This is a genomic window from Paracoccus sp. SJTW-4 (assembly GCF_047716885.1).
Classification (GTDB): Bacteria; Pseudomonadota; Alphaproteobacteria; order Rhodobacterales; family Rhodobacteraceae; genus Paracoccus; species Paracoccus solventivorans.
The window spans coordinates 1,305,465-1,320,268 of sequence record NZ_CP136681.1; the positions used below are offsets into that span (position 1 = coordinate 1,305,465).

Here is a 14,804-nt window from a genome sequence, read left to right on the forward strand (position 1 = left end):
ATGTCCCGAAGCATGACGGGTGCAAGAATGGTGGTCGAGGCGCTGCGCGATCAGGGCGTCGATACCGTATTCGGCTATCCCGGCGGCGCGGTCCTGCCCATCTACGACGAGATCTTCCAGCAGAACGACATCAAGCACATCCTGGTCCGCCACGAACAGGGCGCCGTGCACATGGCCGAGGGCTATGCGCGCTCGACCGGCAAGCCCGGCGTGGTGCTGGTGACCTCGGGGCCGGGCGCGACCAATGCGGTCACCGGGCTGACCGATGCGCTGATGGATTCGATCCCGATCGTGGTGCTGACCGGGCAGGTCCCCACCTTCATGATCGGCACCGACGGGTTCCAGGAAGCCGACACCGTCGGCATCACCCGCCCCTGTACCAAGCACAACTGGCTGGTGAACGACACCGACAGCCTGGCCGAGACGCTGCACCGCGCCTTTCACGTCGCCACCTCGGGGCGGCCGGGACCGGTGCTGATCGACATCCCCAAGGACGTGCAGTTCGCCACCGGCAGCTATGTCGGCCCGAAACAGATCGAGCCGCCGCGCTACCAGCCGCCGCGCAAGGGCGACACCGCCGCCATCACCCGCCTGGTCGAGCTGATGGAGACCGCCGAGCGCCCGGTGTTCTACACCGGCGGCGGCGTCATCAACTCGGGGCCCGCCGCCAGCCAGCTGCTGACCGAGCTGGTGGACGCGACCGGATTCCCCGTGACCTCGACGCTGATGGGCCTGGGCGCCTATCCGGCCAGCGGCAAGAACTGGCTGGGGATGCTGGGGATGCACGGCCTGTATGAGGCCAACATGGCCATGCATGGCTGCGATCTGATGATCAACCTGGGCGCGCGTTTCGACGACCGCATCACCGGGCGGGTGGCCGATTTCAGCCCCGGCTCGGTCAAGGCGCATGTCGATATCGACCCCAGCTCGATCAACAAGGTGATCCGGGTCGACGTGCCGATCGTCGGCGACGTGGGGCACGTGCTGGAGGATCTGCTGAAGATCTGGAAGGCCCGCGGCCGCAAGACCAACCCGGCGCTGCAGCAATGGTGGGCGCAGATCGAGCAGTGGCGGGCGCGCAACTGCCTTGCCTACAAGCGCTCGGACAAGCTGATCAAGCCGCAGCACGCACTCGAGCGGCTCGAGGCGCTGACCGCCGGCCGCGACCGCTACATCACCACCGAGGTCGGCCAGCACCAGATGTGGGCGGCGCAGTTCCTGCATTTCGACCAGCCGAACCGCTGGATGACCAGCGGCGGGCTGGGGACCATGGGCTATGGGCTGCCGGCCTCGATCGGCGTGCAGGTCGCCCACCCCGAGGCGCTGGTGATCAATGTCGCGGGCGATGCCAGCTGGCTGATGAACATGCAGGAAATGGGCACCGCCGTGCAGTTCCGCGCACCGGTCAAGCAATTCATCCTGAACAACGAACGGCTGGGGATGGTGCGCCAGTGGCAGCAGCTGCTGCATGGCGAGCGCTACAGCCAGAGCTGGTCGGAAAGCCTGCCCGATTTCGTCAAGCTGGCCGAGGCTTTCGGCTGCAAGGGCCGGCAGGTGCACGAACCCGGCGATCTGGACGACGCCATCCGCGAGATGATCGACAGCGACTGCCCCTTCATCCTCGACGTGCTGGTGGAAAAGCACGAAAACTGCTTCCCGATGATCCCGTCGGGCAAGCCGCATAACGAAATGCTGCTGGGCGACGAGATCGCGGCCGACGACATCGGCACCGCGATCAAGTCCGACGGCGCGGTGCTGGTGTAAGGGGGCCGGTCATGTCTGCACTCAAGATCGAACGCGGCGCGTCCAGCCATTCAGCCTACGACCTGCGCGACTATCACGCGGCGGGCGAGGAACGGCACACCCTTGCCGTGATCGTCGACAACGAGGCCGGGGTGCTGGCCCGGGTCATCGGGCTGTTTTCCGGCCGCGGCTACAACATCGACAGCCTGACCGTGGCCGAGGTGGACCACACCGGCCACACCTCGCGCATCACCCTGGTCACCCGCGGCACCCCGGCCGTGATCGAGCAGATCAAGGCGCAGCTCAGCCGGATCATCCCGGTGCACGAGGTCCACGACCTGACGGTCGAGGGTGCCTCGGTCGAGCGCGAGCTGGGGCTATTCAAGGTCGCCGGCACCGGCGAGAAACGGGTCGAGGCGCTGCGGATCAGCGACATCTTCCGCGCCAATGTGGTCGATTCCACCCTGGAAAGCTTCGTGTTCGAGATCACCGGCACCCCGGAAAAACTCGACGCCTTCGCCGAGCTGATGCGCCCGCTGGGCCTGGCCGAGGTCGCCCGCACCGGCGTGGCCGCACTGTCGCGCGGCCGCTGACGCCCCTTCCCCCGTAACGACAAGCCCCCGTGGCGCCTCCCGGGCCGCGGGGCTTCTTTCTGGCCCAAATACCCATGCAACGGCGACGCCGGCGCGGCGATGCAGCCTTATCGCGCCGTTTCCGCCGGGCTCAGCGCGCCCGTCCCGCCCTTACATCTGCAACCGCCCGCGCGACCTGAGCCTGCCGCTGCACGTTCGACGGGTGGCTGCCCAGGATGCGGTCGCCGGGGTCGGGGATGCGGGCAAAGAACTCGGCCCCGCGGATCGGGTCGAACCCGGCATTCAGCGTCAGGATCGCGCCCAGATAATCGGCCTGCAATTCCCAGTCGCGGGAATAATAGCGCGCGCCGACCTGCGCCCCCATCTGCTGGGCCGCCTGGATCGTCGCCAGATCCGCGCCCGAGGCCGCGACGATCCCCGACATGATCACCGCCCCTGCGCGGGCTGCGCCGCTGCGCTGGTTGAGGTGGTTGAGGATATGGTGAGAGGCCTCGTGCCCGACCACGAACGCCAGCTCATCGGCATTCCGCGCCGCCGCGATCAAGGCCAGCGTAAAGCCGATGATCGGCCGGCCGTTGTCGTCCAGCGTCTGGAAGGCGTTGATGTCCAGCCCCGGGCGGTCGTCCACCACGAACTGGAAATCGCAGTTGATCGGCTGGCGGCGGCGCAGCGCGCATTCGCGCTCGACCGCCGGCTCCATCGCGCGGATCACCGCGGTGAAGTTCGAGGCCGCCGCCTGCGGCGTGGCCGGCGCGCCCGAGGTGGTCTTGATGATGACCGGATCGGCGGGCGGCAGCCCCGGCGGCGGCATCGGGATGTCGCCGGGCACGCCGCAACCGGCCAGCGCCGCGGCCGCAGCCAGCACCAGCCCGCGCAGACCGATCCGGCCGGCCGGGCGGGCGGGGCGTGCCGCCCTGATCCCGGCTCCGGTCGCCGCCATGGCCTCCGCCGCGGTGCCTGCCGCGGTTGCCGCCGTCCTCGTCATGTCCACCCGTCCCACGCGCGCGTTGTTCCTGCCGGCAGGCTACAGCCTAATCCGGGCGGCTGCAAAGCTCCGGGGTTGCGGGCCGCCGCCGCTCACGCGAATGTTGCACGCACCCCACATCGTTTGCGCAAAGGCCCGGCCATGTTCACCATCGAGCACGATTTCGACGCCACCGTGATCACGCTGGTGGACGAGGCGCCCCCCGGCACCCGCCCGCTGAACGAGGACGTGGTGATCCTGGGTTTCGACGACCGCGTGGTGATCGAGCAGATGGAGCCGGGCGGTGACGGCGTCTCGCGCATCGTCCTGACCATGGAGCAGCTGAACGAGCTGCGGCTGGCCCTGAACCTGCCCGAGGGCAATTACCGCGTGGTCCCGCGCGACCCCTAGGGCTCGACCCGGAACAGCTTGTCGCGCGCGGTCGCGCCGCCCACCAGCGTCAGCCGCGACGGCGCCACCCGCAGCGCCTTTGCCAGCAGCTTGCGCACGGCCTCGTTGGCCTTGCCGTCCTCGGGCGGCGCGGTGACGCGGATGTGGATGGCGCCGGCGTCGTCGCGGGTCAGCGCCTCGCGCCCGCCGCGCGGGGTCACCCGCACCGCGATCCGGGCGCCGGGCACGGCCAGTTCGGACAGGTCTTGCGGCTTTCTCATTCCATGGGGGTGGCGCGCGCAAGGGTCCGCGTCAAGCCCGGCTTTCCATCCGCCGGGGCGGGCTGTAGCCTTGGCCAGGATCTGACACCACCCGAGGACCTGCCATGCCCGCCACCCCCGAGGCGCTCGATTTCCTGGCCCGCCGCCGCTCGCGCCCGCCCAAGCTGCTCTCCGCCCCCGCCCCCGACCGCGAGGCGCTGGCGCGGCTGCTGACCATCGCCACGCGGGTACCCGACCACGGCAAGCTGGAACCCTGGCGCTTCGTGGTGCTGGAGCGGGCGACGCTGGACCGGCTGGCGCCGCTGCTGGCCGAGCATGTGCGCGCCAAGGGCGGCGATGAGGCCGCCGCTGAAAAAGCCCGCAGCGGCTTTGATTCGCCGCTGATCGTGGCGGTGGTGTCCTCGCCGGTGGACAGCGCGAAAATCCCGCTGTGGGAACAGCAGATGTCGGCCGGCGCGGTGTGCCTGTCGCTGCTGAACGCGGCGCTGGCGGCGGGCTGGGGCGCGGCCTGGCTGACCGGCCCCGCGGCCGGCGACGATTTCGCCCGCACGCATCTGGGCGTGGCCGAGGGCGAGCGTGTGGTCGGGCTGATCCACATCGGCACCGGCCCGGACGAGGTTCCCGACCGCCCCCGCCCCGACGTGGCGGCGCGGACGGTATTCCTGTAACGCCGCATGTCGCGGCCCCTTCGGCGGGGCCGCGTCTCAGGGCGTCAGGCGGTTGAACTCCATCATGTCGGCGCGGGTGACGATCCCCGAGGCCAGGAACGCCCAGATCGCCCCCACCAGCAGCGCCGCGATCAGCGTCGCCCACAGCGCCTTCTTGCCCAGCCCCGGCTTGACCGGCGCGCCTGCGGGCGTGCCCGGAACCACATGGCCGGATTCCTCCTGGCTTTGGTGTCCCCAGGGCAGCAGCAGGAACATGACGAGAAACCAGATGCTTGCGAACATGACCAGCCCGCCGGTGATGGTCATCAGACCTGCTCCAGCTCGATCAGGCAGCCGTTGAAATCCTTGGGATGCAGGAACAGCACCGGCTTGCCGTGGGCGCCGATCTTCGGCTCTCCGTCGCCGAGCACGCGGGCGCCCTGCGCCTTCAGCGTGTCGCGGGCGGCAAGGATATCCTCGACCTCATAGCAGATGTGGTGAATACCGCCCGAGGGGTTCTTGTCCAGGAACCCCTTGATCGGGCTGTTCTCGCCCAGCGGATACAGCAGCTCGATCTTGGTGTTCGGCAGCTCGATGAACACGACCGTCACGCCGTGGTCGGGTTCGTCCTGCGGCGCGCGCACGGTGGCGCCCAGCGTGTTGCGGTATTGGTCGGCCGCCGCGGCCAGGTCCGGCACGGCGATGGCGACGTGGTTCAGGCGTCCGATCATGCGAGGCTCCTCAGCTTTGGCCCTCAATAGGCCGGACGCGGGGCAAGGAAAAGTCCCGCGGGGGAACCGCGCTTAACCGGGCGTTAGGATAATGGCGGCTAATCTGGGCCTGTGGATGATTCGAGGGGATGCTGCCATGAACTCCAACCAGATCTGCGCCCATGACGCCCCGATGCCGCTGTGGCCGGTGGCGCCGCCGGGGCGGCCGCTGGCCGGGCTGACCGTGCTGGTGGTCGAGGATTCGCGTCTCGCGTCCGAAGCGGTGCGCCTGCTTTGCCTGCGCTCGGGCGCGCGCATCCGCCGCGCCGACTGCCTGCGCACCGCGGCCCGGCATCTGCAGACCTATCGCCCCGGGGTGGCCATCGTCGACATGGCGCTGCCCGACGGCAGCGGCGCGCAGCTGATCGCGCAGCTGGCGGGGGTGGTGCCGGTGGTGCTGGGGATGTCCGGCGACCCCGAGACCGAGGCCGCGGCGATAGCGGCGGGCGCGGACGGGTTCCTGGCCAAGCCGGTGGAAAGCCTGGCGCTGTTCCAGCATCTGATCCTGTCGAACCTGCCGCCCGAGGCGCGGCCGCCCGGGCTGCGGGTGGTTCCCCGCGACACCGTGCAGCCCGATGCCGGCGCGCTGCACGACGATCTTGCGCATGTGGCCGAAGTGCTGGCGAGTTCCTCCGATACCGGGGCCATCGACTATATCGCGCGCTTCCTTGCCGGGGTCGCCCGCTCGGCCCGGGACGAGCCGCTGGAACAGGCCGCCGCCGCGCTGGCCCGCGACCATTCCGCCGGCCGCGCCCTGGCCGCCGATCTCGCGCGGATCAGCGGGCTGGTACAGGACCGGCTGGCCGCCGCGCAGGGCTGAGCGTCAGCGCAGCTGGCTGTCCTTGGAGCCGCGGCGGTTGATCCCCGCGCCGGGGACAAAGCGGCGGTCGGCCTCGCTCTGGCAGGCGACGCACAGGGTGACGCCCGGCACGGCGCGGCGCCGTGCCTCGGGGATCGGGTCGCCGCAATCCGCGCATTCGGCCAGGCTCTCGCCGCCGCGGCGGTTGCGCAGCCGCATCCGCGCCAGCGCCTCCTCGGTGCTGACCTCGATCTGCTCGTTCACCGCGCCATCGGTGGCCCATCCCCCGGCCATCGCAACCTCCCTGATGCCAGCCCGCGATGCTGCGGGTGGAAATCCTGCGTCCAGACCATGAAAATGGGACGTTCCGCAGTGCAGGGCAAGGGCCGGAACGGGCCGCCTCAGGGGCCGGCAGCCGGGCCGGGACATGAAACTGCCGGTGGCGCGGAACGATCCCCATGGCCGCAGGTTGACTTTGCACTTAAGGATCAACAGTCTGTCAGAAACGAAAGGCCGGCGAATGAGCGACAAGACACTGACCCGAATGGATCTGGCCGAGGCGGTCTTCCGCGAGGTCGGATTGTCCCGGCACGAAAGCGCCCAGCTGGTGGAAAGCGTGCTGGGGCATATCTCGGATGCGCTGGTGCGCGGCGAGCAGGTGAAGATCTCGTCCTTCGGCACGTTCTCGGTGCGCGACAAGAACGAGCGCATCGGCCGCAACCCCAAGACCGGCGAGGAAGTCCCGATCACCCCGCGGCGCGTGCTGTCTTTTCGCCCGTCGCATCTGATGAAAGAACGGATCGCCGCCGGCAACCGCTAGCGCCACCGGCAGGCACCGCCACAGCGGGAACCAGGACATGAAATCGCCGCAAGCCTTTCGCAGTATCGGCGAGGTCGCGCAGATGATCGGGGTCGCGACCCATGTCCTGCGCTACTGGGAAACCCAGTTTCCGGCCCTGGCCCCGGTGCGGCGCCCCGACGGCCGGCGCTATTACCGCCCCGAGGATGTGCAGCTGGCCGCCGGGCTGTGCGTGGTCATGCGCGAAGAGGGGCTAACCATCCGCGGCGCCCGCCGGCTGATCGCGCTGGACCGGGGCGAGGAGCTGCGTGCCCGCGGGCGCGAGCGGCTGGCCATGGCGGACCCCGCCGGCCCGGACACCGCGACACCCGCGGCCGAGCCCCGCGTCCGGAAACCCGCATCCCCCGGCAAGCCCGCCCGCAAGACCACCCGCAGCGTGGAGGGCGCGCCTGCCGAACGCGCCGGCCCTTCCCTGCCGCTGTTTCCCGAGCTGGACCCGGCCGCCGCCGCCAGACCAGCCGCCCCACAGAACCCAGCCGCCGCCCCGCAGTTCTTGCAGGACCGCGGCGCCTGGCTCGCGCGGCTGACCGCGACGGCAGGGGCACTGCGCCGTCATGCCGACCCGCCGCCGCCCGAGCTGGCGCGGCTGCGCCAGGACCTCGGCCGGGCCCTGCACCGCGCCCGGGGTGGCAGCCTGTAACCCAGCCTTGATGCAGGTTTTTCCGGCCCCGGCGAAAACCTCGGCAGGAAAGCCGTTTTCGAGGCCCCGCCCCCTTGTGCAGCCGCCGCGCTTCGCTCTATATGGCCGGCGTCGGGCCGTGGCGCAGTCTGGTTAGCGCGTCCGTCTGGGGGGCGGAAGGCCGCGAGTTCGAATCTCGCCGGCCCGACCATCACGAAACGCCCACCCCTCGGGGTGGGCGTTCGCTTATGAACGGGGCTTGATTGGGGGGTTGATGTGAACGGTGTCCTTCCCGACAGCGCCCTGCGCCGCCTGATCGCCGAGGGCGCGATCACCGCCGCCGCACCGATTACCCCGGACCAGATCCAGCCTGCCAGCCTCGACCTGCGCCTGGGCGCGACCGCCTGGCGGCTGCGGGCCTCGTTCCTGGCCGGGCGCGGGCGCAGCGTGGCCGAGCGGCTGGCGGATTTCGAGATGCACCGCATGGACCTGTCCGGCGGCGCGGTGCTGGAAAAGGGCTGCGTCTATCTGGTGCCGCTGCAGGAACGGCTGGCGCTACCGCAGGGGGTGGAGGCGGTGGCGAACGCCAAATCCTCGACCGGGCGGCTGGACCTGCTGACAAGGCTGGTGACCGACGACGGCACCGAGTTCGATCGCCTGCCCCCCGGCTATGACGGCCCGCTTTACGCCGAGATCTGCCCGCGCAGCTTTTCGGTGCTGGTGCGGCCGGGGATGCGGCTGAACCAGCTGCGGCTGCGGCGCGGGCAGGCGATGCTGGACGACCCGGCGCTGGCGGCGCTGCATGGTGCACAGCCGCTGGTCGATGGCGAACCGCTGATCGACGGCGGGCTGGGCTTCTCGGTCGATCTGCGTCCGGCCTCGGGCGATCTGGTCGGCTATCGGGCGCGGCCGCACAGCGGGGTGATCGACCTCGACCGCATCGGCGGCTATCTGGCGCGGGATTTCTGGGACGAGCTGCGCACGGACGAAGGCCGGCTAATCCTCGATCCCGGCGCCTTCTACATCCTCGTCAGCCGCGAATCGGTGACGATTCCGCCGGACCATGCCGCGGAAATGTCGCCCTATCTGGCGATGGTGGGCGAGTTCCGGGTCCATTACGCCGGTTTCTTCGACCCCGGTTTCGGGTACGGCACCGGCGGCGCAGGCGCGCGCGGCGTGCTCGAGGTGCGCTGCCACGAGGCGCCGTTCGCGCTGGAACACGGCCAGGTCGTCGGCCGGCTGGTCTATGAGCGGATGGCCGCGCCTCCCGACCGGCTTTACGGCGCGGGCATCGCCTCGAACTACCAGGGCCAGGGGCTGAAGCTTGCCAAGCAGTTCCGCGGCTGAGGGCTAGCGCAGCCTGCGGGTGATCCGCGCCGCCTGCCGGGCGCGCTTGGCGGCCTCGCGCGCGCCTCGCGCCTGTTTCTGGGCGGCGGGCGTGGGCTTGCCGTCGGGGTCGGTCCCGCCGCTGCGCCGGGCGTAGAGGTCGATCCCCTTGTCCATGCCCCAGCTCATCAGGCGGCGGATCAGCATGGACATCAGGCCATTGGCATTCATGGTGCAACCCCTCAAGCGCCCGATTCGACGCAAGCCCTTGTGATTCCAGGCGTCAATCTCCGAAAAGATCGTCGCCCGGCCCGTCCGCATGACTATCGGCGTCCTCCCGATCCGGCGCAAGCCCCGGCATCGCGCCGGCGCGGGAGTCGAGCAGACCCGCCGCGCGCAGTTCCGCCAGACCCGGCAGATCGCCGACGCTGGCCAGGCCGAAATGGTCGAGGAACGCCTCGGTCACCACGAAGGTCACCGGCCGGCCCGGGGTCTGGCGGCGACGGCCCAGCCGCACCCAGCCCATCTCGATCAGCTGGTCCAGCGTGCCGCGGCTGACCGAGACGCCGCGGATCTCCTCGATCTCGGCGCGGGTGACGGGCTGGTGATAGGCGACGATGGCCAGGGTCTCGGTCGCCGCGCGCGACAGGCGACGGGTCTCGACCACCTGCTCCTGCATCAGGAAGCCCAGGTCGGCGGCGGTGCGGAATGCCCAGGCGTCGCCGACGCGGACCAGCTCGACCCCGCGGCCGGCATAGCGCGCGCGCAGGCGGCGCAGCGCCTCGGCCGCATCGCAGCCCGCGGGCAGCCGCCGGGCCAGGTCGCGCACAGCCAGCGGCTCGGCGCTGGCGAACAGCAGCGCCTCGACCATCCGCTCCTGCTGGTCCTCGGGCGGGGGCGTGCTCATCGCGGCCGCACCGCAATCGGGGCGAACACCGCCTGCTGCCGCAGCTCGACCCGCCCCTGCCGCGCCAGCTCCAGCGAGGCCGCGAATGTTGCCGCCGTGGCCGAGCGCCGCCGCGCCGGAGTCCCGGTCCAGCCCTCGGGCAGGAAACGCATCAGGTCGGTCCAGTCGCCGCTGTGGCCGATCATCCGGCGCATCCGGTCCAGCGCATCCTCGAGCGACCAGATATCGCGGCGGTCAAAGGCATAGGGGCGGAACTCGTCGCGGGTGCGCAGCCGCGCATAGGCCTGCATCAGCTCGATCAGCCCGGCCTGCCAGCGTGTGGCGCGCAGCTTCGCCACCGTCTCGGGGGCGCCGCGGGCGAAACGGTCCTGCCCCAGCAGCGGCCGTCCCATCAGCCGCGCCGCCGCCTCGCGCATCGCCTGCAGGCGTTCCAGCTGAAAGGCCAGATGCGCGGCCAGATCCTCGGCCGAGGGGCCCTCGGCCTGCGGGTCCGGCGGCAACAGCAGCCGCGACTTGAGATAGGCCAGCCACGCCGCCATCACCAGATAATCCGCCGCCAGCTCGATGCGCAGGCTGCGCGCGCGTTCGATGAAGCCCAGATACTGCTCGGCCAGCGCCAGCACGCTGATCTGCATCAGATCGACCTTTTGCGTGCGCGCCAGCGTCAGCAGCAGGTCCAGCGGCCCGTCATAGCCGGACACATCGACGATCAGCGCCTCGTCGGGGCGCGGGATGCTGTCGGTATTGGCCGGCGTCGGGTTCATCCCCCACCCATGGAAACCGGGGCCCGCGCTGTCAACCAGCGTATGTCTTCTGTCGTCAAATATCCCGGGGCCCGGGGCAGAGCCCCGGTCCGGCGCCGCCACAATGGAAAAGGGCCGCCCCGAAGGACGGCCCCTGAAACCCGATCGCGCAAGAGATCAGCGCGAGTAGAATTCGACCACCAGGTTCGGCTCCATCACCACCGGATAGGGCACGTCGCCCAGCGCCGGGGTGCGCACGAAGGTGGCGGTCATCTTGTTGTGGTCGACGTCCAGGTAATCGGGCACGTCACGCTCGGCCAGGCCCACGGCTTCCAGCACGATGGCCAGCTGGCGCGAACGGTCGCGCACCGCGATCACGTCGCCTTCCTTGACGCGATAGGAGGCGATGTTCACCCGCTTGCCGTTCACGGTGACATGGCCGTGGTTGATGAACTGGCGCGAGGCGAAGATGGTCGGCACGAACTTGGCGCGATAGACCACCGCGTCCAGGCGCCGCTCGAGCAGGCCGATCAGCATCTCGCCGGTGTCGCCGCGCAGGCGCACCGCCTCGGCGTAGATGCGGCGGAACTGCTTTTCGGTCAGGTCGCCGTAGTAGCCCTTGAGCTTCTGCTTGGCGCGCAGCTGGGTGCCGAAGTCCGACAGCTTGTTCTTGCGGCGCTGGCCGTGCTGGCCGGGGCCGTATTCGCGCTTGTTCACCGGGGACTTGGCACGGCCCCAGATGTTTTCGCCCATGCGGCGGTCGATCTTGTACTTGGCAGCGGTGCGTTTGGTCATCGCTGATCTCCTTCGTTCGTTGCAGAAGGGCGTTGTCCTCTCCCCTTCACAGGGGCGACAGGCTTCCCCTTGCAGGGTCCACCAACACCAATGGAAGCGGCGCTTATAGCCGCGCGGGGGGCAGAGTCAACCGCCCCCCATGGGCCGTCAGCCCCGCATCAGCCCCATGATCGCCCAGGCCAGCGCCGAACAGACCAGCGCCGCCACCGCCACCGGCATGGCGGTGCCGTCATAGGCCAGCCCCACCGGCGCCGCGATCAGCACCGCCCCCAGCGTCGACAGCGCCGCCACGACCGAGGCGGTCAGCCCCGCGATATGCCCCATGCGCTGCATCGCCAGCGCGTTGAGGTTGCCGAAGGTCAGCCCGGCCATGGTGAAGATGCCCACCGACCACAGGAAGAACACCGGAAAGCGCAGCAGCGGCGGCAGCCCGCCCGATAGCGCCAGCAGGAACGCCGCCGAGGCGAAGATCTGCAGCAGATAGGCGGTGCGGGCGATCCGCCGCATCCCCACCCGCATCACCAGCCGCGAATTGATCAGCGTGCCGGTCGCCGCCAGCAGCGCCATGACGGCAAACCACAGCGGGAAGCGCTCGCCCTGGCCGTAGGTCTCGCCGAACAGCTGCTGGGCCGAGGACAGCAGCGCGAACATCTGCGCGAAGCCCAGCGTCATGGTGATCGTGCTCAGCACCACCTGCCGGTCGGACAGCACCTCCCGCGTGCCCTCCCACAAGCTGCGCAGCCGCAGCGGGCGGCGGTCCTGCGGGGCCAGCGTTTCCTCCTGCCGCAGCCCCAGCCACAGCCAGCCCAGCGAGCCGAACAGGAAGAAGCCGATGAATACCCCGCGCCAGCCCAGCACATGGATGAACCCCTGCCCGATCAGCGGCGCCATCGCCGGCACGATCATGAACACCATCATGATGAAGCTGGTGATCCGCGCCATCTCGCGCCCGGCGTAAAGGTCGCGCACCAGCGCGGTGCCGACGATCCGCGGCGAGGCCGCCCCCAGCCCTTGCGCGAATCGCGCCAGCAGCAGCGCGTCCAGCGTCCCCGCGAACATCGCCACGATCGAGAATACCAGGTAGATGGTAATCCCGATCGCCATCGCCCGCTTGCGCCCCAGCGCGTCCGAGATCGGCCCGGCGAACAGCGTGCCGATGCCCATGCCGGCCATGAAGCTGGTCAGCACCAGCTGCGCGCGGTTGACGTCGGTCGGCGTCAGCTCGGCGGCGATCTGGGGCAGCGCCGGCAGCATCGCATCCATGGAAAATGCCACCGTGGCGAACAGGAATGCCAGCATGGCAATCAGTTCACCCTGCCGCGCCCGAGCGGTGTCAGAGTTTTGCGAAGTCATGAGAGCGTCCTTTCCATGATCCCCTACGCTCTGCGACCGGGGGTCGCAACCCCGGCGCGAGGATCGGTTTTCACCATGCCGTGCCCGGGGGCGGCGGTTGTCACCCCTCTGTTCACCCGCCCTGTTCACCTGCGCCGCCGGGGTTTATATCGGCGGCATGAGCGAGCCCCTGCACATGATGAAACTCTGCGTCGGCGCCGACCGTCCCGAGGATCTCGAGGAATGGCAGCACGAGCGTTTCGGCGCCGGCCCCGCGATCCACGTCACCAGGATGCGCCCGAAACGCGCCGAAGAGCTGCTGGCCGGCGGCTCGATCTACTGGGTGTTCCGGGGGGTGATGCTGGCACGGCAGCGGCTGCTGGGGCTCAACGACCGGGTCGGTGCCGATGGAATCACCCGTTGCGCGCTGGTGCTCGACCCGCAGCTGGTGCGGGTGGCCGCCGTGCCCCGCCGCCCCTTCCAGGGCTGGCGCTATCTGCCCGGCGCCGACGCGCCCCCCGACCTGCCCCCCGGCCGCGCCAGCGAGGACCCGCTGCCGCCAGAGCTGGTCCGCGAACTGGCCGAGATGGGGCTGCTTTGACGCCATCCGGCGCTGACGCGGCGGAGCCTCCGGCGGGGATATTTTTACAAGGGAAGAAGCCGGGGCGCGGCAGCATTCCGGCGACTGCCCGCTTGACCGGGCCGGCAGCTTTGTATATCGCAGGCGGGCCGCGGGTGTAGCTCAATGGTAGAGCAGAAGCTTCCCAAGCTTACGACGAGGGTTCGATTCCCTTCACCCGCTCCAGAAATCAGTGTTCGCACCGGCGCGCTGCCCGGCCCGGAACGGGCCTCCACCCCAGGAATGTTTGTTGGCCGAGAGGCGGTTGCTATGGTCAGCAAGCCGTTGCGACCGATCCCATTCGCGGGAACGGAGGGAATGCGGAGGGTGGTGACCGGCGCAGTCCAGGGTGCGTGGCCAGATCGCCAGTGCCGCGCGGTGCCCGCAGAGCCGATAATGTTCTTGGCCCGCGATTGATAACGCATTCCGGCCCCTTCATCGGTTACCGATTCCTGATTCCCTCCAGAAACCGCCCGAAACTCGGGAAACGCCGCACCAGCCGGTATTTCACATGACGCAGGCCGTTTTTCACGAAATCCTTGCTGCGCATGGGCACCCAGTCGAAACGGATCATGTTCAGATGAACCGGCTGCACCTGGCACGGTGATACCGGCGGAGCCTCCCCGGCATTCGGCAGCAGCGGATAGAACCATTCGCGATCCGGCCAGACATATTCATCGGGCCAGGTCCAGCAGCTGTTTTCCATGTAGATCCGGCGCATTTCATCCCCCAGCGCCTTGTCCGTCCCCAGCGGCGGTGAAGGCGGACCCAGCCGATACAGATGGCGCTGCATCAGAATCACCGCCTTGTCGCTGACATAGCAGGTGACCCAGATCCGAAAGCCCAGTTTTTTCTGCACCGCCTCGACGGCGCGGAACACCTGCACGTGATCCTCATGCCCATACTCGCCCCACGGATTGTGGGTCACCACATCCGCCGCCCCTTTCAGGCGATCTTCCAGCGCGGTGCAGAGCATTTCGAAATTGGCCCGATAGGCGGCCGCGGTGGCGCCATGCAGGTTGAACGGCATCCGGCGAAGCGCCAGCCCCTCGGCCGTTTCTTCGGGAATGGGCCAGGTGGCGTGATTGAATACCGATGCCTCGACAATATTCAGGCTTTCCACATTGCTCAGCGGCAGGGCGCGAACGGCCCGCCGGCGCCCCTCCGAAAAGACCGGCTGGCCCGGAAAATCGCCGTAACACAGGATCACCCTGCCCGCGGTTTTCAGGATGGAACTGGCCCAGAGCACCTCGTCATCGGGATGCGCCATTACGACGAAGCACCCGGAAGGCGGAGAGGGCGGTGTATCCGTGGAGGTCAGGGCGGTCATGAAGGCCTTTCCTGAAGGATGAACCGGATCGAAAGAATTATAACGGACAGAAGCCATACAGGCATCAGTTTTTTCACGAAACCCGCG

Annotated in this window: 20 protein-coding genes and 2 tRNA genes; 11 read left to right on the plus strand and 11 right to left on the minus strand. The window is 69.3% G+C overall.

The window, feature by feature from the left end:
• Positions 1-1,764, plus strand: coding sequence for an acetolactate synthase 3 large subunit (locus tag RSP45_RS06365; protein ID WP_415393670.1), 1,764 nt, complete (start codon positions 1-3; stop codon positions 1,762-1,764).
• 11 nt (positions 1,765-1,775) lie between these two features.
• Positions 1,776-2,336 (plus strand): acetolactate synthase small subunit, encoded by a 561-nt coding sequence (gene ilvN, locus RSP45_RS06370; RefSeq protein ID WP_073060477.1) that lies wholly within the window; start codon positions 1,776-1,778, stop codon positions 2,334-2,336.
• A gap of 130 nt (positions 2,337-2,466) precedes the next feature.
• Here the strand turns inward: ilvN and RSP45_RS06375 are convergent, their stop codons facing one another.
• A complete protein-coding gene (locus RSP45_RS06375) occupies positions 2,467-3,276 on the minus strand; it encodes a M48 family metalloprotease (RefSeq protein WP_084731888.1) in 810 nt (269 codons plus the stop codon).
• A 186-nt stretch (positions 3,277-3,462) separates the two neighbouring features.
• Between RSP45_RS06375 and RSP45_RS06380 the strand changes: the two genes are divergently transcribed.
• On the plus strand, positions 3,463-3,711 hold the full coding sequence (locus RSP45_RS06380) for a hypothetical protein (protein ID WP_415393671.1): 249 nt from the start codon (positions 3,463-3,465) through the stop codon (positions 3,709-3,711).
• On the opposite strand, the gene RSP45_RS06385 is transcribed toward RSP45_RS06380, so the two are convergent.
• Positions 3,708-3,971 (minus strand): DUF167 domain-containing protein, encoded by a 264-nt coding sequence (locus RSP45_RS06385; protein ID WP_415393672.1) that lies wholly within the window; start codon positions 3,969-3,971, stop codon positions 3,708-3,710. The two genes, RSP45_RS06380 and RSP45_RS06385, sit on opposite strands and share 4 nt — an antisense overlap.
• Before the next feature lie 104 nt (positions 3,972-4,075).
• On the opposite strand from RSP45_RS06385, the gene RSP45_RS06390 reads away from it, so the two are divergent.
• Positions 4,076-4,639 (plus strand): nitroreductase family protein, encoded by a 564-nt coding sequence (locus tag RSP45_RS06390; RefSeq protein ID WP_415393673.1) that lies wholly within the window; start codon positions 4,076-4,078, stop codon positions 4,637-4,639.
• Positions 4,640-4,675: 36 nt separating this feature from the next.
• On the opposite strand, the gene RSP45_RS06395 is transcribed toward RSP45_RS06390, so the two are convergent.
• The gene (locus RSP45_RS06395; RefSeq protein ID WP_324327079.1) at positions 4,676-4,945 is read right to left on the minus strand and encodes a DUF1467 family protein; all 270 of its coding nucleotides are present in this window, start codon (positions 4,943-4,945) and stop codon (positions 4,676-4,678) included.
• Positions 4,945-5,349: a methylmalonyl-CoA epimerase gene (gene mce, locus RSP45_RS06400; RefSeq protein ID WP_415393674.1), complete on the minus strand. Its 405-nt coding sequence runs from the start codon at positions 5,347-5,349 to the stop codon at positions 4,945-4,947. Before mce ends, RSP45_RS06395 begins: the two co-directional genes overlap by 1 nt.
• 136 nt (positions 5,350-5,485) lie before the next feature.
• Here mce and RSP45_RS06405 point away from each other — a divergent pair, with 136 nt between their 5' ends.
• On the plus strand, positions 5,486-6,208 hold the full coding sequence (locus RSP45_RS06405) for a response regulator (protein WP_415393675.1): 723 nt from the start codon (positions 5,486-5,488) through the stop codon (positions 6,206-6,208).
• 3 nt (positions 6,209-6,211) lie between these two features.
• On the opposite strand, the gene RSP45_RS06410 is transcribed toward RSP45_RS06405, so the two are convergent.
• Positions 6,212-6,481, minus strand: coding sequence for a DksA/TraR family C4-type zinc finger protein (locus tag RSP45_RS06410; RefSeq protein ID WP_073060496.1), 270 nt, complete (start codon positions 6,479-6,481; stop codon positions 6,212-6,214).
• Between the two features lie 226 nt (positions 6,482-6,707).
• On the opposite strand from RSP45_RS06410, the gene ihfA reads away from it, so the two are divergent.
• From ihfA to RSP45_RS06430, 4 genes are all read left to right on the plus strand, one after another.
• A complete protein-coding gene (ihfA, locus tag RSP45_RS06415; RefSeq protein ID WP_073060500.1) occupies positions 6,708-7,007 on the plus strand; it encodes an integration host factor subunit alpha in 300 nt (99 codons plus the stop codon).
• 37 nt (positions 7,008-7,044) lie between these two features.
• Positions 7,045-7,686, plus strand: coding sequence for a MerR family transcriptional regulator (locus RSP45_RS06420; protein ID WP_415393676.1), 642 nt, complete (start codon positions 7,045-7,047; stop codon positions 7,684-7,686).
• Between the two features lie 112 nt (positions 7,687-7,798).
• Positions 7,799-7,876, plus strand: a tRNA-Pro gene (locus RSP45_RS06425).
• A 65-nt stretch (positions 7,877-7,941) separates the two neighbouring features.
• Positions 7,942-9,012, plus strand: a complete 1,071-nt coding sequence (locus RSP45_RS06430; RefSeq protein WP_415393677.1) for a 2'-deoxycytidine 5'-triphosphate deaminase — start codon at positions 7,942-7,944, stop codon at positions 9,010-9,012.
• Positions 9,013-9,015: 3 nt separating this feature from the next.
• Here RSP45_RS06430 and RSP45_RS06435 read toward each other — a convergent pair whose 3' ends face one another.
• The 5 genes from RSP45_RS06435 to RSP45_RS06455 form a co-directional block, all read right to left on the minus strand.
• Complete coding sequence (locus RSP45_RS06435) at positions 9,016-9,204, minus strand: hypothetical protein (protein WP_415393678.1); 189 nt, start codon at positions 9,202-9,204, stop codon at positions 9,016-9,018.
• Positions 9,205-9,274: 70 nt separating this feature from the next.
• Positions 9,275-9,898, minus strand: a complete 624-nt coding sequence (gene scpB, locus RSP45_RS06440; RefSeq protein WP_415393679.1) for an SMC-Scp complex subunit ScpB — start codon at positions 9,896-9,898, stop codon at positions 9,275-9,277.
• A complete protein-coding gene (locus tag RSP45_RS06445) occupies positions 9,895-10,662 on the minus strand; it encodes a segregation and condensation protein A (RefSeq protein WP_415393680.1) in 768 nt (255 codons plus the stop codon). The genes scpB and RSP45_RS06445 overlap by 4 nt, the downstream gene beginning before the upstream one ends.
• A gap of 156 nt (positions 10,663-10,818) precedes the next feature.
• On the minus strand, positions 10,819-11,436 hold the full coding sequence (rpsD, locus tag RSP45_RS06450; protein WP_073060516.1) for a 30S ribosomal protein S4: 618 nt from the start codon (positions 11,434-11,436) through the stop codon (positions 10,819-10,821).
• Between the two features lie 147 nt (positions 11,437-11,583).
• On the minus strand, positions 11,584-12,789 hold the full coding sequence (locus RSP45_RS06455; protein ID WP_415393681.1) for a multidrug effflux MFS transporter: 1,206 nt from the start codon (positions 12,787-12,789) through the stop codon (positions 11,584-11,586).
• A 157-nt stretch (positions 12,790-12,946) separates the two neighbouring features.
• Here RSP45_RS06455 and RSP45_RS06460 point away from each other — a divergent pair, with 157 nt between their 5' ends.
• Positions 12,947-13,369, plus strand: coding sequence for a DUF1489 family protein (locus tag RSP45_RS06460; protein WP_415393682.1), 423 nt, complete (start codon positions 12,947-12,949; stop codon positions 13,367-13,369).
• Positions 13,370-13,499: 130 nt separating this feature from the next.
• A tRNA-Gly gene (locus tag RSP45_RS06465) sits at positions 13,500-13,573 on the plus strand.
• Positions 13,574-13,829: 256 nt separating this feature from the next.
• Here RSP45_RS06465 and RSP45_RS06470 read toward each other — a convergent pair.
• Positions 13,830-14,717, minus strand: a complete 888-nt coding sequence (locus RSP45_RS06470) for a hypothetical protein (protein ID WP_415393683.1) — start codon at positions 14,715-14,717, stop codon at positions 13,830-13,832.
• Positions 14,718-14,804 lie beyond the last annotated feature (87 nt).

Bases quoted from the DNA above. Each gene is read 5' to 3' on its own strand.
- RSP45_RS06365 (WP_415393670.1), top strand. From the start codon at position 1: ATGTCCCGAAGCATGACGGGTGCAAGAATGGTGGTCGAGGCGCTGCGC.
- ilvN (WP_073060477.1), top strand. From the start codon at position 1,776: ATGTCTGCACTCAAGATCGAACGCGGCGCGTCCAGCCATTCAGCCTAC.
- RSP45_RS06375 (WP_084731888.1), bottom strand. From the start codon at position 3,276: ATGGCGGCGACCGGAGCCGGGATCAGGGCGGCACGCCCCGCCCGCCCG.
- RSP45_RS06380 (WP_415393671.1), top strand. From the start codon at position 3,463: ATGTTCACCATCGAGCACGATTTCGACGCCACCGTGATCACGCTGGTG.
- RSP45_RS06385 (WP_415393672.1), bottom strand. From the start codon at position 3,971: ATGAGAAAGCCGCAAGACCTGTCCGAACTGGCCGTGCCCGGCGCCCGG.
- RSP45_RS06390 (WP_415393673.1), top strand. From the start codon at position 4,076: ATGCCCGCCACCCCCGAGGCGCTCGATTTCCTGGCCCGCCGCCGCTCG.
- RSP45_RS06395 (WP_324327079.1), bottom strand. From the start codon at position 4,945: ATGACCATCACCGGCGGGCTGGTCATGTTCGCAAGCATCTGGTTTCTC.
- mce (WP_415393674.1), bottom strand. From the start codon at position 5,349: ATGATCGGACGCCTGAACCACGTCGCCATCGCCGTGCCGGACCTGGCC.
- RSP45_RS06405 (WP_415393675.1), top strand. From the start codon at position 5,486: ATGAACTCCAACCAGATCTGCGCCCATGACGCCCCGATGCCGCTGTGG.
- RSP45_RS06410 (WP_073060496.1), bottom strand. From the start codon at position 6,481: ATGGCCGGGGGATGGGCCACCGATGGCGCGGTGAACGAGCAGATCGAG.
- ihfA (WP_073060500.1), top strand. From the start codon at position 6,708: ATGAGCGACAAGACACTGACCCGAATGGATCTGGCCGAGGCGGTCTTC.
- RSP45_RS06420 (WP_415393676.1), top strand. From the start codon at position 7,045: ATGAAATCGCCGCAAGCCTTTCGCAGTATCGGCGAGGTCGCGCAGATG.
- RSP45_RS06435 (WP_415393678.1), bottom strand. From the start codon at position 9,204: ATGTCCATGCTGATCCGCCGCCTGATGAGCTGGGGCATGGACAAGGGG.
- scpB (WP_415393679.1), bottom strand. From the start codon at position 9,898: ATGAGCACGCCCCCGCCCGAGGACCAGCAGGAGCGGATGGTCGAGGCG.
- RSP45_RS06445 (WP_415393680.1), bottom strand. From the start codon at position 10,662: ATGAACCCGACGCCGGCCAATACCGACAGCATCCCGCGCCCCGACGAG.
- rpsD (WP_073060516.1), bottom strand. From the start codon at position 11,436: ATGACCAAACGCACCGCTGCCAAGTACAAGATCGACCGCCGCATGGGC.
- RSP45_RS06455 (WP_415393681.1), bottom strand. From the start codon at position 12,789: ATGACTTCGCAAAACTCTGACACCGCTCGGGCGCGGCAGGGTGAACTG.
- RSP45_RS06460 (WP_415393682.1), top strand. From the start codon at position 12,947: ATGAGCGAGCCCCTGCACATGATGAAACTCTGCGTCGGCGCCGACCGT.
- RSP45_RS06470 (WP_415393683.1), bottom strand. From the start codon at position 14,717: ATGACCGCCCTGACCTCCACGGATACACCGCCCTCTCCGCCTTCCGGG.